This is a genomic window from Gardnerella sialicivorans subsp. sialicivorans, assembly GCF_056746795.1.
This window is the reverse complement of sequence record NZ_JBWPXA010000008.1, coordinates 26050-42226: the sequence shown is the minus strand read 5'-3', so window position 1 is coordinate 42226 and position 16177 is coordinate 26050. Positions and strand designations below refer to the sequence as shown.

12 protein-coding genes and 1 tRNA gene are annotated in these 16177 nt (G+C 47.0%); 10 read left to right on the top strand and 3 right to left on the bottom strand.

All coding sequences use genetic code 11. The features are described from left to right. Nucleotides 1-136: 136 nt before the first annotated feature. The 10 genes from AC1EKB_RS05860 (at nucleotide 137) to nagA (ending at nucleotide 12309) form a co-directional block, all read left to right on the top strand. Nucleotides 137-1069, top strand: a complete 933-nt coding sequence (locus AC1EKB_RS05860; protein ID WP_481249100.1) for a DUF4862 family protein — start codon at nucleotides 137-139, stop codon at nucleotides 1067-1069. Nucleotides 1070-1135: 66 nt separating this feature from the next. Next, a complete protein-coding gene (locus AC1EKB_RS05855; RefSeq protein WP_481249099.1) occupies nucleotides 1136-2152 on the top strand; it encodes an ROK family protein in 1017 nt (338 codons plus the stop codon). Between the two features lie 102 nt (nucleotides 2153-2254). Then, entirely contained in the window at nucleotides 2255-2923 is a 669-nt protein-coding gene (locus AC1EKB_RS05850; RefSeq protein WP_004113937.1) for an N-acetylmannosamine-6-phosphate 2-epimerase, read from the top strand. Between the two features lie 322 nt (nucleotides 2924-3245). Beyond that, a complete protein-coding gene (locus AC1EKB_RS05845; protein ID WP_481249098.1) occupies nucleotides 3246-4811 on the top strand; it encodes an ABC transporter substrate-binding protein in 1566 nt (521 codons plus the stop codon). Nucleotides 4812-4957: 146 nt separating this feature from the next. Beyond that, nucleotides 4958-5914, top strand: a complete 957-nt coding sequence (locus tag AC1EKB_RS05840; protein WP_016635890.1) for an ABC transporter permease — start codon at nucleotides 4958-4960, stop codon at nucleotides 5912-5914. Between the two features lies 1 nt (nucleotide 5915). Further along, complete coding sequence (locus AC1EKB_RS05835; RefSeq protein ID WP_415693907.1) at nucleotides 5916-7940, top strand: dipeptide/oligopeptide/nickel ABC transporter permease/ATP-binding protein; 2025 nt, start codon at nucleotides 5916-5918, stop codon at nucleotides 7938-7940. After that, a complete protein-coding gene (locus AC1EKB_RS05830) occupies nucleotides 7937-8797 on the top strand; it encodes an ABC transporter ATP-binding protein (protein ID WP_004113924.1) in 861 nt (286 codons plus the stop codon). The genes AC1EKB_RS05835 and AC1EKB_RS05830 overlap by 4 nt, the downstream gene beginning before the upstream one ends. Before the next feature lie 169 nt (nucleotides 8798-8966). Next, complete coding sequence (locus AC1EKB_RS05825) at nucleotides 8967-9926, top strand: dihydrodipicolinate synthase family protein (RefSeq protein WP_415693908.1); 960 nt, start codon at nucleotides 8967-8969, stop codon at nucleotides 9924-9926. A 240-nt stretch (nucleotides 9927-10166) separates the two neighbouring features. After that, nucleotides 10167-10979 carry a glucosamine-6-phosphate deaminase gene (gene nagB, locus AC1EKB_RS05820; protein ID WP_481249097.1) on the top strand — a complete coding sequence of 271 codons (813 nt, stop codon included), beginning with the start codon at nucleotides 10167-10169 and terminating at the stop codon, nucleotides 10977-10979. 70 nt (nucleotides 10980-11049) lie between these two features. Beyond that, on the top strand, nucleotides 11050-12309 hold the full coding sequence (gene nagA / locus AC1EKB_RS05815; protein WP_481249096.1) for an N-acetylglucosamine-6-phosphate deacetylase: 1260 nt from the start codon (nucleotides 11050-11052) through the stop codon (nucleotides 12307-12309). Nucleotides 12310-12412: 103 nt separating this feature from the next. Here nagA and AC1EKB_RS05810 read toward each other — a convergent pair whose 3' ends face one another. From AC1EKB_RS05810 to AC1EKB_RS05800, 3 genes are all read right to left on the bottom strand, one after another. Continuing rightward, nucleotides 12413-13204 carry a FadR/GntR family transcriptional regulator gene (locus AC1EKB_RS05810; RefSeq protein ID WP_481249095.1) on the bottom strand — a complete coding sequence of 264 codons (792 nt, stop codon included), beginning with the start codon at nucleotides 13202-13204 and terminating at the stop codon, nucleotides 12413-12415. Continuing rightward, a complete protein-coding gene (locus AC1EKB_RS05805) occupies nucleotides 13188-15881 on the bottom strand; it encodes an exo-alpha-sialidase (protein ID WP_481249094.1) in 2694 nt (897 codons plus the stop codon). Before AC1EKB_RS05805 ends, AC1EKB_RS05810 begins: the two co-directional genes overlap by 17 nt. Before the next feature lie 180 nt (nucleotides 15882-16061). Further along, nucleotides 16062-16144 (bottom strand) — tRNA-Leu (locus AC1EKB_RS05800). Between the last annotated feature and the right edge of the window lie 33 nt (nucleotides 16145-16177).

Below are 16177 nucleotides of genomic sequence, written 5' to 3'. Positions count from 1 at the left end.
TCGCAAGCACAAAGATTTATCAGACGTCTGACGAATTGTAGTGCGATTGGTGTAATCTACGAATCAAAAGACAAATCGAAAGATAAGTCGAAAGACAAATCAGAATACAATCAGCTACGATTTCAAGGAGGATATCATGCTGAAAGCTAAGTTTGTTGTAGGCGCGTACGCATCGTTGCCAAAAACTCGCGAAGATCAAGAAAAATACTACGATTTGTTGGGTAAACAAAACTGGATTGACGGAACGGAGATTCCATACCCAGGAGATTTGGCAGATCCAAAAAATCGCGCGTGGTTAGCAAGCGTAATACCATCGCATTGGCATGCAAACACGATTACGGCAATTCCTGGAACAATGCGTCACATAAACTTTGATCCAGATCCAGAATTTGGACTTGCAAGCCCAAGTGAAGAAGGCAGGCATCGCGCGCTGGCTTTCTTTAAGGATATTCGCGAAGCAATCGCAAACGTTGTAGACATTAGAGATAGCTGCGATATATCTCATGTAGAAATCCACACAGCGCCAACTCGTTTAGCTCAGGCGGATGCAATGAAAAAGTCGTTAGAAGAACTCGCGCAGCTCGATTGGTGTGGAGCAAAGCTAGTGATTGAACATTGCGATAGATATATTGAAGGACAGAATTCGGAAAAAGGATTCCTGCCTCTAGAAGAAGAGATTCAAATTGCAAAAGATGCTGGAGTTGGAATCACAATCAACTGGGGAAGAAGCGTTGTAGAAGAGCGAAATGCTAAAGCGGCAGTAGAGCACGTGCGTGCAGCAAGGCAGGCTGGCGTTCTGCAAGGATTAATGTTCTCGGGAGCTGGTCCAAATGCAACGCAATACGGATACGAGTGGATTGATGGCCATTTGCCAATGAATCCAGATGAGCCGACTTCGTTAATGACGTCTAAAGAAATTCAAGATACCACTCGCGAGGCGCTAAAAGACGATTACGCAATCGACTATTTGGGCGCAAAAGTGTGCGTTCCGCAAGACGCGAGCGTTGAAGAGCGCTTGGGGTATTTGGCGCGCATTCATGACGCTGTGGTCGCTGCGCAGGCTGAGTAAATAGGTAAAGTCGAGTAAACAGTAAAAATAAGGTCGCAAACGCAAGAAAGAAAACGGAAATTAGTTATGGACGAAATAAAAGATTCTCGCTCTACGTATCTTGCTTTTGACATAGGCGGAACAAAAATCGCGTACGGATTGGTGACTTTGCCAGAGTCTACAGAGTCCGCAGAGTCTAACTTTGGCAAAGAAAGCGCAGATTGTGCGTCTCCAACAGTAGAAGACTATGGCTCTATGCCAACCGAAGCTGCAAAAGGCGGAGAAGATATAAAGAATCGCCTAGTAGCTTGCGCAAAGCAAATATTGGAAGATGTGGCAAAAAGTGGCAAAACCATTAGTGGAATTGGAATAGCAGCTGCAGGAGTGCCAAATAGCAAAACTGGCGAAATCGTAGCAGCTACCGACATTTTGCCAGGTTGGAGAGGTCAGCGAATTTACGACGCATTTAAGCGCGTAACCGATTTGCCAGTTTATATGATTGGCGACGTTGGTGGTCACGGCCTTGGAGAGGCGATTTACGGAGCAGGCCGCGGAAAATCGATTGTGTTTTCTGTTGGCATAGGCACTGGAATTGGCGGCGCGATTATTGTAAACGGCAAGCTGTTTACGGGTGCGCATGGAGTTGCAGGACACGCTGGCCACGTTGTTAGCGATTTGGGAGTTGGCTTTGACTGCTCTTGCGGAGCGCATGCTGGTCATATTGAGCCAGTTGCCTCTGGAACTGGGCTTGCCACTCTTTACAACAGCAATCTTCCGCAAGGCACCGAGCTTGCGAAAAACGGCTACGAGGTTTGTGTGCGCGCGAATTCCGGTCAGGATGCGCATGCTGAAGAAACACTGGCTAGAAGCGGCAAAGCCTTGGGACAGTGCGTTGCAGGAATGGCGAATCTTATAGATCCAGACGTGATTGTGCTTTCGGGGTCTGTTGTAGAAGCTGGCGATATTTGGTGGAATGCTATGCGCGCTGGGTTTGAAGATTCGGCATTAACGTTGATTAAAAGCACGCCGATTGTTAAGGGCAAGCTTGGTGGATCTGCTCCTTTGATTGGTGCGGCTTTTGCTGTTCACTCAAATCGTGTTTAATCGCGTTTAATCGCATCTAGATGCGTTAGGTAGCGTTTAATCGCGTTTGATTGCGTTTAATTTTGTTTAGTTTAGTCATATTTGAAAAAAGGAGGAATCTATATGAATCCTGTGATTGAAAAAATCAAGGGCGGCTTAGTCGTTAGCTGCCAGGCATACCCTGGAGAGCCGCTAAGGCACCCAGAAACAATGGCGCAAATGGCAATGGCTGCCGTAGAAGGTGGAGCTGTTGGTATTAGATGCCAAGGATTGTCGGATATTTCCGCGATTAAAGGGCAAGTTGATGTTCCTGTAATCGGAATTTGGAAAGACGGACACGAAGGTGTTTACATAACTCCGACTTTGCGCCACGCACGCTGCTGTGCTGCTGCTGGGGCGGATATTATTGCGATTGACGCTACAGATAGGCCGCGCCCAGATGGGCTCACTTACGAGCAAACTGTTCGCGCGTTGCACGACGAAGGCATAGTTGTTATGGCAGATTGCGGCAACTTCGACGACGCTAAGCGCGCGGCTGATTGTGGAACGGATATTATATCTACCACTTTGGCTGGCACTTCTCCTGGAAGGCCAAAAACGGATGGCCCAGATTTTGAGCTTTTAGGCCAGATTTTGCAAGCTTTCCCAAATTATCCAATTATTTGCGAAGGACGTATTCATACTCCAGATCAGTTGCACAAGGTTATGCAAATGGGCGCTTGGGCTGCTGTTGTTGGAACTGCGATTACGCACCCAACGTCGATTACGCGCTGGTTTGCAGCAAAATTGTAGGCGGCGAGTTGGCAGGCGGATGCGGTTTAGTGCGTTAAGGAAAAGTCGCAAGCTTCCGCAGATTCGCCGAGCGTGCGTAAGTAACAAATAAATAAAAATAGTGGTTATATGTGTGTCGATTATGTGCGATTTTGTTCTGATTTTTTGTACTTCAAAAAATAATCAAAATTTTCACAAATTCGACACACGCATAACTTGACATCAGACATCAGACCTCTTATGTTTGAAGTAACGTGAAAATAACGCACGCGCTATAATTTAATATGTTTTCGCATTCGAAGACGAAATGCAAAAAACCCAAACTCAATGGTGAGGAGAAAATATGGCACGAATTAACTCGAAGCTGACCGTGGCAATCGCCGCTGGTGTGGCCGCATTAATGATGCTTTCTGGCTGCGGTGGAGCTAAATCCCACAAGGCAGCAAAAGCAAAGACTGCTGTTAAAGACACGATTACCGCACAGGTTGCATACGCAAGCCGCGACTTTGCGCCGTCTACTACCTCTGGCGCGTTGCCAATGGCAGCAAACTGGCACGTTACAGAGCCACTTTACGCTCTTGATTACAGCAACTTTAAGGTTTTCAACGCTCTTGCAAAGGGTGAGCCAAAGAAGATTTCCGATACTGAATACGAAGTAACAATTCGCGATGCTGCTAAGTTCTCGGACGGAACGGAAGTAACAGCGGCAGATGTAGTGTCTTCCTTTAAGCGCACAACCGCAAAGGGCAGCCTTTACATCTCTATGCTCGACTTTATTGACTCTGTAGAAGCAAAAGACAATCGTCACGTAATCTTTAAGCTAAAGAAGGCGTTCCCACTGTTCAAGCAGCGCCTTGCTTTGATTCAGATTGTTCCATCTGCAAAGTCTGATGCAGATCTTAAGAATATGCCAATCGGATCTGGCCCATGGAAGTACGTATCGATTACAGATAACCAAGTAAAGTTTGAGCGCAACGATCTTTACAACGGCAAGTACAAGGCACAGACCAAGAAGATGGTTTGGAACGTAACCGTTGACGATACTGCTCGCGTAACCGCAATGCAAGGTGGCAAGACCGACGTAATGGAAATGGTTCCAGCACAGGCATTCAACACTTTGAAGGCATCTGGATCTGAGCTTAAGACCGCACAGGGCTTCACTCTTCCATTCCTTATGTTCAACACAAAGCAGAAGCCATTCGACGACAAGCGAGTTCGCCAAGCTGCTCTCTACGCAATTGACGTAAATAAGCTTATTACCAACCAGATGAGCGGCCAGGGCGAGGCAGCAACAAGCTTCTTGCCAAAGAACTACGCAAATTACCACAAGGCAAAGAACGTTTACACCAAGAATGTTGCTAAGGCAAAGAGCTTGCTTAAGGAAGCTGGCGTAAGTGGCCCACTAAAGTTCACTCTTTACACAACAGACCACACTTGGATTACTCAGCTTGCTCCACAAATCAAGAATGATCTTGCAGAGATTGGTATGGATGTAGAAATCAAGTCCATGAAGTCTTCTGCACTTTACCCACAGATTACCGACCGCGACGATGCAAACTACTCCATGGTTCTTGCTCCAGGCGATCCATCCGTGTTTGGCAACGACCCAGACTTGCTTATGAGCTGGTGGTACGGCGACAACGCTTGGACCCGTCAGCGCACATTCTGGAAGAGCTCCGAAGGATACGCAAAGCTCCACAAGCTTATGGACGAAGCTCTTGAAGCATCCAAGCCAGCAGATCGCCAGAAGTATTGGAACCAGTGCTTCGACTTGATTAGCGACGAAGTGCCTCTGTACCCACTCTTCCATCGTAAGACTACGACTGCTGTAAAGAAGGGCGCATTGGCTGAGTGGAATGCAATAGGCTCCACTGGCATCAACCTTGTAAAAGCAAAGCTAACAAAGTAGGTGCAAGCCAAAGTAACAAACTTCATTTTCCCTAACCTCTAACCGCAAAACCGGCCCAACTGTTTACCTTTCTCGCCTTTGTGCAGATGGGCCGGTTTTGTTATGCAAAAAATAACAATTTTCTTCAATGGATGTGTGGATGTCTTATGAGTAATTTTCTTAGACTTTTAGGTAGGCGACTAATCGCCCTGCCGTTCATGGCATTCGGTGTTACGTTCCTCGTATTCTTCCTTATGTCATTTTCTAAATACGATCCAGCAGTTGCAGCATTAGGCGAAAATTCGTCTCCAGCAGCTCTGGCAGCCTTCCGCCACGAAATGGGATACGACAGGCCATGGTGGGAGCAGTTTGGGTCCTACATAGTTGGACTCTTCCAAGGAAACATGGGTGTTTATGGCGTAAACAAGGATTCCGTAGCTCAGCGAGTGGCGGACGCCTTCCCAATCACCTTGCAACTAACCTTCATTGGCTTGTTAATCGCAATAGTCTTTGCAGTAATCTTTGGCGTTTTTGCAGCGCTTTACCGCGATACTTGGGTTGACCAAACGGTTCGCGTGCTTTCGATTATTGCAATCGCAACTCCATCCTTCTGGCTCGGCGTTCTTTTGATTTACGTCTTGCAAATCAAGCTCGCATGGCTCCCAGGTTCTGGCGATTTTGTACCGTTCTTTGAAGATCCAGAAGCGTACATTGCAAGAATGGCAATGCCTTGCTTCGCATTAGGCCTTCCAGTAGCAGGTCAGCTTACGCGAATCATACGAACCTCGATGGTAGAAGAATTGGATAAGGATTATGTGCGAACCGCAATCGGCGCAGGTATTCCAAAGAGCGTAGTGGTTGCTAGAAACGTGTTCCGCAACGCTTTGATTACACCAATCACAACTCTTGGTATGAAGATTGGTTACCTTATGGGTGGCGCAATCGTTATCGAAGTTATTTTTGCACTCCCAGGAATGGGTACCGCAATGTTTGACGGTATTAATGGCAACCAGCCAATGCTTGTGCAAGGCGTTGTTTTGGTTGTTGCAATCGCATTCATCTTTATAAACATTATTGTTGATTTGCTTTACGTGCTAATCAACCCAAGAATTAGGACGGTGTGACATGCTATTTGGAAAAAGTCAGGTAGTAGATGCCGCATCTAAGCCAGGCATCAAATTTAACAGATTTAAGAGCATGAGCTTAGGATCTAAAATATCTCTTATTGTGATTGCAATACTGGCATTCTGCGCAGTATTCGCGAGATTCTTAGCGCCATGCGACCCAGTAAAGATTACGCAAAACTATCAGCCGCCAACAGGAGCGCACTGGTTCGGCACCGATAACCTTGGTAGAGACGTGTTCTCGCGCGTTATGTACGGCGCTCGCTACTCGTTGGTAATCGGCTTGTCGTCTGTACTCTTTGCATTAGTGATGGGCTCAATAATCGGCGCAATCGCAGCTGTAAGCCGCACTTGGATATCTGAGCTTATAATGCGATTGATTGATATAGTAATGTCAATCCCAGGAATCGCATTAGCGGCTGTGTGCCTTGCAATTCTTGGACAATCCATGATTGGTATCATCATTTCCATTGGCGTGCTTTACGTTCCACAAATCGCAAGAATTGTGCGCGCAAACATTATAAGCGAATATGGAAAAGACTATGTGCGTGCAGTAATCGTTTCTGGCGCTCGCGCACCTTGGATTTTGCTCAAGCACGTAACGCGTAATATTGCAGCTCCAGTTATGGTGTTCACAACGCTTTCTGTTGCAGACGCAATCGTGTTCGAAGCTTCTCTTAGCTTCATCAACGCTGGTATTCCAGAGCCAACGCCAACATGGGGCAACATTTTGTCTTCTGCTAAGGCAGGCGTTATCTTCGGATACTGGTGGCAGGCATTGTTCCCAGGCTTAGCAATCATGATTACCGTTTTGTGCCTCAACATTCTTTCTGAGGGAATTACGGATGCAATGGTTGCAGCTCCAACCGCTCCAGTAGCTAAGACTGCTGCAGATGCGGATGCGGCTCGCAAGGAAGATAGGATTCTCACCGACCCAGTGGCAGCTTACAAGGAGCAGCACGACGCTTTGGTTGAGTCTTTGGCAAAGCTTCGCGAGGCTGAGTTAAAGCGCACGGATCGCTTGCAACCAACGTCTACTGAGCCTCCAGTTATTGAGGTTAAAGACTTGTGCATTCAGTTCCCACGCTACGGCAGCGTAAATGTTGTAGACCACTTGAGCTTCTCTGTTCGCCCAGGCGAAACAATGGGCTTGGTTGGCGAATCTGGTTGCGGTAAGTCAATCACTTCGCTTGCGATTATGGGCTTGCTTGATCCAAAAGCTAAGATTAGCGGACAAATTCTGTTTAATGGCAAGGATCTTGTAAAGCTTAGCCCAAAGGAGCACAATGCTTTGCGCGGCCACGAGATTGCAATGGTTTACCAAGACGCGTTGTCTTCCTTAAACCCATCAATGCTTATTAAAGCGCAAATGAAGCAGCTAACTTCTAGAGGTGGCACTCGTAGCGCCGAAGAGTTGCTGGAGCTTGTAGGCTTGGATCCAAAGCGCACGCTTGAATCCTACCCGCACGAGCTTTCTGGCGGCCAGCGTCAGCGCGTGTTGATTGCAATGGCACTTACGCGAGATCCAAAGTTGATAATCGCAGATGAGCCAACAACCGCTTTGGATGTTACTGTTCAAAAGCAGGTGATTGACCTTCTTAACGAATTGCGCGAGAAGCTTGGATTCGCAATGGTGTTTGTAAGCCACGATTTGGCTCTTGTTGCCAAGGTTGCGCACTCGATTACCGTAATGTACGCAGGCCAGGTTGTTGAGCAAGGCTCCACCAAGGAAATTCTCACCGATCCGCATCACGAGTACACGCGCGGCTTGCTTGGCTCCGTAACTTCCATTGAGGCTGGTGCTCCAAGATTGCATCAGGTTCCAGGAACGGTTCCAAGCCCATCCGACTTCCCTAAGGGAGATCGATTCGCACCGCGTTCTTCTCATCCAGATCAAGGACTTGACGTGCGCCCAGTAATGAAGCGCATTCCAGGAACGTGGCACTTCTACGCTGCGCCTCCAGAGCCTGAATCGGATGTACCTTCTGCAATTTTGACCGCCTCCGATAAAGGAGATGTGCGATGAACATGAATGTTAATGACGCAAACAAAACTCAAAGCGAAAATGGCGATGTTCCAATCATCGAGCTGCGCGACGCCGAAGTGGTGTTCACTACTCGAGCAGGATCTGGCTTGTTCCACAAGAATAAGATTACGGCCGTAAACAAGGTGAATCTTAAGCTTATGCCAGGCAAGACGATTGGTATTGTTGGCGAATCTGGTTGCGGAAAGTCTACTACTGCAAACATTATGTGCGGCCTTCAGCAAGTTACAAGCGGTAAGGTTTTGTTCAAAGGTCAAGACGTTACGCATAGAACTGCAAAAGAGCGCATGGATATTGGACGCGTGGTCTCCGTTGTGTTCCAGGATCCAGCAATGGCTTTGAATGCTCGTATGAGTGTGATTGACCAGTTGATTGATCCGCTTGTTGTGCACAAGATTGGAAGCAAGGCTGAGCGCGATGCTAGAGCCAAGGAGCTAATCCGAATGGTTGGTTTGCCTCATTCTGTTCTTGGCGCTTTGCCAGGTCAGCTTTCTGGCGGCCAGCGTCAGCGCGTGGCAATCGCTCGTGCTCTTTCGCTTAACCCAGATGCAATAATCGCAGATGAGCCAACTTCCGCTTTGGATGTTTCTGTGCGTGCTCAGATTTTGAATCTTCTTTCCGACTTAAAGAAGAAGCTGAATCTTTCCATGGTGTTTATTAGCCACGATATTCAAACAATCCGATACATATCCGACGAAGTTGTTGTTATGAATCACGGAACAATTGTTGAGCGCGGCGAAACTCACCAAGTGATTAACAATCCGCAAGATGAGTACACAAAGATTTTGATGGGCGCGGCTCCTTCGCTGTTGCATCCAACGGAAGAAGAGTGCAAGTAAGCGGCAAGCGTTAGTCGCTAGTCGATAGTCGCTGGCTTAAATGCGCGGGCGGTCTGTTAAGACCTTGCAGTAAATCCATGCAGGCCGCCCACTAATTCCAAAATCTAAAATCAATAAATCAATAAATCAATAAGTCATAAATAATAAAAAATACGAAAGAAGTTTAATCATGACAGAAAAATTCCACGGTGTTATTCCACCAGTAGTTACGCCATTAACGGCAGACGGCGAAGTAGACGTTGTTAGCTTTGAGCGTTCGCTTAACCGAATGATTGAGGCGGGCGTAGATGGCTTGTTCACGCTTGGATCTTCCGGCGAAGTGGCATTTAGCACAGATAAGCGCCGTCGCGAAATTATTGAAACCGTAATGCGTATTGTTGACGGTCGCGTGCCAGTGCTGGTTGGGTGCATCGATACGGAAACAAACCGCGTTATTGAGCACGCAAAGGAAGCTAAGGAGCTTGGAGCAGCTGCAATCGTTGCAACAGCTCCATTCTACGCACTCGGCGGCATGGCAGAAGTTGAGCGCCACTTCCGTCTTATTCACGAAGCCGTTCCAGATTTGCCTCTGTTTGCTTACGATATTCCAGTTTGCGTGCACACAAAGCTCCCAGGCGCTTTGCTTGTAAAGCTTGGTAAAGATGGCGTGCTTGCAGGCGTTAAGGATTCTTCCAACGACGACGTGTCGTTCAGGTTCCTTGTAGACGACAACAATAAGGCTGGCCACCCATTGACTTTGCTCACGGGTCAAGAGGTTGTTGTTGACGGCGCATACATGGCTGGCGCAGACGGTTCTGTTCCAGGACTTGCAAACGTTGAGGCCACTGGCTACGTGCGCATGTGGAAGGCCGCTCAGGCTGGTGATTGGGCAACGGTTAAGAAGGAGCAGGATTGGCTTGCTGCTTTGATGCGAATCGTTACTGTTCCTAGCGGGGTGGCAGGCTTTGGCGCTGGCGTTGGAGCATTTAAGACCGCAATGGCATTGCTTGGCGTGTTCGACACAAATCAGATGCCAAATCCAGTCTGCCCACTTAAGGGAGAAAACGTTGAAGCCGTGGCTCGCGTTCTTAAGGAAGTTGGCTTGACTTTGGCAAAGACTCCGCAAGAAGTGAGCGATTCCACAAAGTAACGTCTTAAGTGGTTTTAATTAGATTAATAATTTATTAGATTAATAATTTAAATCACTTAAATAAAAATTCGTTTATTTATTGGCGTTTATCTATTGGCATAGTAAGTAAATAGCGTTGCGGTGTGCGTTAATTCGTATGCCGCAATGCTAATAATTGCTAATAATTGCTAATGATTTCTTAAAATTGCTGATTAATGTTGCTTAAAAATTGCTAATTAAAGCTTTAAAGGAGAAGCAAAGATGGCAGAAGTTATTATTGTAAAAGATCAAGATGAAGCAGGCGAGCTTTACGCAAAAGCTGTTGTAGATTTGATTAGTCGCAAGCCAGACGCAGTGCTGGGCTTGGCTACTGGATCGAGTCCATTAAAGGCCTACGAACATCTGGCAAAGCTTGTTAAAGAAAATAATGTTGACGTAAGTCGCGTGCGCGGATTTGCGCTTGACGAATACATTGGATTGCCATTAGAGCACGAGCAGTCTTACCACAGCACAATTCGCAGAACCGTAACAGACTTAATCGGCCTAAATCCAAATTTAGTGCACGTTCCAGGAGATGTTCTTAACGGAGCGCCATTAAGCGAAGGCAGCAAGATCGCGCACGCTGGAGCAGACTACGATGCTGCCATTGCGGCCGCTGGTGGAATCGACGTGCAAATCTTGGGAATTGGCTCCGATGGCCACGTTGGATTCAACGAGCCAGGATCTTCGCTTGCATCTGGTACGCGCGTTAAAACACTAACCGAGCAGACTCGCGTAGATAATCGCAGATTTTTCGACGGAGATATTAACCAGGTTCCAACTCATTGCATAACGCAAGGAATTGGAACGATTTTGCGCGCTAAGCATCTTGTTCTTCTTGCATTTGGCTCTAATAAGGCAGACGCGGTGGCAGCAACGCTAGAAGGCGGAGTAAGCTCGCTATGCCCAGCTTCCGCGCTTCAAATGCATCCGCACGCAACTGTGATTGTAGACGAAGACGCAGCAAGCAATCTTAAGTTGGCAGACTACTATCGTTGGGTGTATGCAAATAAGCCATCTTGGCAGGGAATCTGATACTCAAGTCTAAAATTTAGTAACGTATTCAAAAGCACAAACTTCAAAAGCACAATCGCAGGTGAGTGAAATGTCAAAAAATGCATATTTAGATGCCGTAAATAAGATTGATGATTCACTAAAATCAAGTGAGGAACGCAATTTTGTAGTGCGCAACGTGAGCGTTGTAGACGCGCGCGGAATTGTTCCTAACGCTTGGATTTTAGTTAAAGATGGCGTGATTCTAGAAACTGGCATTTTAGACGAAGATCTTGCGCTGGCGATTAATGCTTGCGGATTGCGCGCATCTGACTTAAGCGTTGTAGACGGGCGTGGCTGCTTTGCTGCGCCAGGCTACATTGATTTGCACGCTCACGGTGCCTGGGAACATTCGTTTGACGACGGCGCCGAAGGGATTGCCATTGCACGCGCGTATCACATGCTTCACGGAACAACTAGGCAAGTTCTTAGCTTGATTACAAATCCTCTTGACGTAATGCAAGAGAATTTGCGTACTGTTAAGCGTGTTATGCAAACGCGACCAGATGTGCTTGGATCTCACTTGGAGGGGCCGTTCTTGGCGCTTTCTAGAAAAGGCGCGCACGACCCTAATTGCCTAGTGGACCCTACTCCCGAGCGTGTTGAAGCGCTGCTTGAGGCGGCAGATGGCACTTTGCGCCAAATTACTTTGGCTCCAGAGCGCGTACATGGTATGGAAGCTATTAAGCGCTTTGTGCAAGCTGGAGTGATTCCAGCAGTGGGGCATTGCGATGCGGATTATCAAACAGCGCGCGCGGCTTTTAACGCTGGCTCTACGCTTATGACTCACATGTTTAACGCTATGAACGGCATTCATCACCGCAAGCCAGGTCCAATTCCTGCAGCCTTGGAGGATTCGCGCGTAACGATTGAGCTTATTAACGACGGCTTCCACGTTGAAAACCCAGTTTTGCGAATGGCGTTTAAGGCGGCGGCTGGGAGGATTGCGTTTGTAACGGATGCTATGGCTGCAACGGGATGCGCGGATGGCGCCTACAAGCTTGGCGCTTTAGACGTTACGGTTACGGGCGGCCACGCAAGGCTTGTTTCTAATGGCGCTATTGCTGGATCTACTTTGATTCTAGAAGTTGCTATTAAGCGCGCTGTTAAAGAGCTTGGAATTGGTTTGCCAGAGGCGATTGCTGCGGCAACTCTTGTTCCTGCTCGCGTGCTTGGAGTAGATAAGCCGAACGCTATAACTAGTGCTCCTTTGGGCTTGGTTGAAAAGGGATATGCTGCCGATTTGCTTTTGCTTAATCCAGGAACTTTGGCAGTTGAGCACGTTTGGTGCGACGGCCATAAAATTTCGTAACGGAAATCGTATCGTTGCGATTAATTGTGATGCTGTAGTACTCAGGCATCACCATTGAAGATGAAAGAACCGCTCTCGTTAAGTGAGCGGTTCTTCCATTTATTTAGTTCTTTTGCAGTCTATTAAGCAAAATAGACTGAATCGGTTCGTAATGGCTATTTACAGCCTGCCTATACCCGTCTGCGTCTCCCGCAATAGCTGTTTTTAGCATAAGCTCGTGCGCTCTAGCCGTCTTTTCAAGCTCGTCCGAAACTTCCAACCCCAATTGCGGCAAAACAGCCATATGCACAAGCCACAAGCATCGCACGAATTGCTCTGCAATCGTATTGTTTACCGCGCGCAAAATGCCTGTGTGGAAAGCAATGTCTTGTTCCAAGAACGTTTTTCCAGCATGCGCTTCTTTAGTCATTATTTCCGAAAGCGCTTCCAGCTCTGGCTGCTGCGTTCCCTTAAGTGACTCAACCACCTTATCCGCGCATCCAAGGTCTAGGAATTTTCGCATTTCTACAACGTTGCTTAAGTCTTCAAAATTCTTATTAATGGAGATTAAGGAGCGAAAAGCGAGTGTTTCCACCATTGGGTCCAAAGACAAGGAGCCAACAAACATGCCTTTTCCTTGCTTAACTTCCACAATGTTAAGTGCTTCCAGCTTGCGAATCGCCTCGCGCACCGATGACCTTGAAGCGCCAATCAAATTGCATAGCATTGGTTCAGTTGGCAGCATGTCTTTTGGTTGCAAGCGTTCTCTTAAAATAAGCGATCTGATTGCGTCCATTGTTTCATCGCAGCGCTTTCTTGCTGCGATTGGAGCGGAGTTAGAGCTTGCTTGCAATAACGATAAGCGGTCTAGCGTTGTCATCTCATCGTCTTCGCGTCTGCTAAATGTCTCTTCCATTTTGGCTCCTTTCAGTTCGCGTGAGTCTTCTCTCTTTTGTATCTTCCATTTTTTCGTTTGTGTGTATTTTGTTTTTTTGTACTTTGTTTTTGAAACCTGTTTGCAAACTATCTTGCCGCCAAAGCGAGGAATCTATTGCTGTTATATAAATCCCAGTAGTCTCTCTTTCCCACAGTAGTTGCAAAGTTCGTTTATTGCTAGAGCTAAGGCATTGATAAACGTGGTGGAATGGGTTTATGCACACGCTTTTTTCCCACGTTTGCCCGCCGTCGTAGCTGAATCGCACAACTCCGCGTCCGCGGTAAGGCATCATTTGGCTCGCGTTTGCAAATGCTATGCAGTCTGCGTTTTGTGCGTTTCCCTCGTTTTCGCTGCTAAAGCAGGTTGCGCTAGGCTGGCTGAATATTTCGGGCAAGCTTGTGTCAAAAATCAGCTCGCTCCACGTTTCCCCGCAATCATGACTAATGGCTTTGCCTACGCATCCCGAACGATTTTGATTGCGGAAGAAAGCTAGAATATCGCCATTTTTGCGCTCAACAAACACGGTTTCGGAGCTGGTTGCATCGTTATCTTGCATTGTTACAGGATCTACGATTTTTCCGTTTATTAATCGCCCTTCGTTAATCATTTTGCCTCGGCTCCACGTTTTGCCGTCGTCATCCGAAATAAGTGCTCCCGAAGAATAGTGCGATTTGCTTTGGCCACTGCAATAGAATGGCACGAGTATTCTGCCGTAATGTTTTTCGCTTTGTCTAATAACAATTCCGTTCCCTGGGCATACTCCAGCGAAGCTCATCCATGGCTCTTTAACCATGTGGTCGATTAAGCGTGGCGCGCTCCACGTTTTGCCGTCATCGTCCGAATAAATTTGCGCTATATAGCACGTTTTTTCGGCAAATAATGGTTGACTTTCGCTTGCGATTTCTGACGATTTCCATATGTTCCACGTGGAACAGTCGCAAGTTTGATTACTGTGCGAGTTATTGCATAAGTCATTGTGCGAGTCGCTATTTTTTATACTTCCGTCTGCTAAAACTATCCACTTTGTTGAGCATTCCTTTTCGCTAGAATCGCATGGCAATTTTACGGCCGCGCTTCCGTCCATTGCCGCCGCATAGTGGCCACCTAAGCGGTCTATTAGCTTGATTCTTCCGCAAGCGTCCACGCCTACAGCGGTTTTGCAATTTGTTAGCCCAATTCCGCCAGGATTAATGTCGATTAGTACGTTGATTCTTTCGCTTTTGCCTTTTGGGTCTAAAACAGGGCAGGAGTCGATTGCGCTCGCGCCTAGCTTTCCAAGGTTTTTGCCAGGCATGTTGATTACTGTTTGCAAAGGCCCCCACGTTTTTCCGCCGTCTGTAGACCTGCGAATCGCAAAGTTTATGTGGTTTGGAGCGTCGTTCGAAACGCTTGTTCGTTGGTCTGCTCCTGCGATTAGCGTTCCCATGCGCGTTTTTACAAGAGACGGTATTCTGTAGCTTCGCGAGCCCGCGTAGCCCGTGTCGAATAATGCGGTTGTTACAAGCGGCTTTACTTTTGATATTCTTTGGATTTGGCCTTCGCTAAGCGTACTAAAGTAGATTCCGCCTGTTCTCGCTTCGCCCATTAATCGCACTCCGCGCAAGTCTTCGCCAATACTTACGGCGTTCAAGTCTGGTATGTTTGCAAACCAAAATTGCCCTATATTGTGCGACTGGCTGTATCCGTCTACGTAAATGTCGGTTGCTCCGCGATTTGCGCGAATAATCAAGTCATGCCATTCGCCGTCGTCAACGCTTGCGCTTGCTTCGAGTACGCTTTTTACGCTCGTCTCGTCGTCGATTAGCGTGATTTTTATGCCTTTTGGCCCTGCATGCACGCTTATTTTTTCGCTAGATTCTCGCTTAGTTTTTGTTCCAGCAGCAAAAAGCACTCCGTGTTGGCCTGACCCACGCAATCTGAATTGAATGTACAAAGTTCCGCTCGATTTGCAAGCTACGCGTTTTATGTCTCTTGCGCAAATCGTAGCTCCTGCAAGCCATATGTCTGGCTGCGCCTGAGTGGCCGAATTTGCAATTTCTTTTGGATTTGGCAAGTGACTTGAGTAGTAAAAGTCGTAGATTTGCGAAGATTTTTCCATTGCGGCTCTTGCTTCAACTTCTTTTGCGCTCACTCTTTGCGGCCCAAGATTTGTTGCGCTCGCAAAGCACTGGTATCCGTCTAGATAGAATCGGCTTCCAAAACTTCCGTACGTTATTGCAAAATCGTGTTCGCGACCGTCGCATGCGCCTAGTGCATCTTCCATGTGCAACGCGATTTCTTTCGCGCCATTTGCGTCCGCGCTATCTTCTAAAAGATTTTGCGCAATAAGCAGGGGAGCATCTTCTTTAATACTTATTTTTATTATTGGAGTTGCGTCCTCTTGTAGTGCGGTTGCTGGTGATTTTTGTGCTGGCTTAATATGCAATAAATCACAATCCGCATTTGCTACAAATTTGAACCTTATTATTCCTTCGTTCTGATTTATTTCATCGTTTTTATCTTTACGATTGATGCTCGATGCGTTTTCGCTATATTTTTTGATTTCAGTAGATGGTGTAATTTTTATTGTGGCATGGCTAAATCGCGTATGCGTCGAACCCTCGATATCCGCGATATCTCCGCTTAGGTTCGTCGTCTTCGTTGAACGACGTTCCATTTTAGTCCTCCATGACCGTAAAAATTAAAACACCAATGTTTTAATACGTCTGACGTCTTATGACGTTCACTATTCAGTCTATCACACATTTTTAATCAAATGCACAATTGTTGCACATTGCGTTGCAAAATGATGCTATAAAACAAGAAAGAACGTTGAAAAATCAACGTTCTTAAAGAGTGCGAACGGCGGGACTTGAACCCGCATGAGCATACACTCACTGCCACCTGAAGACAGCGCGTCTACCATTCCGCCACGTTCGCATACAGACCACAAAGCTACCATATTTGCGCTCT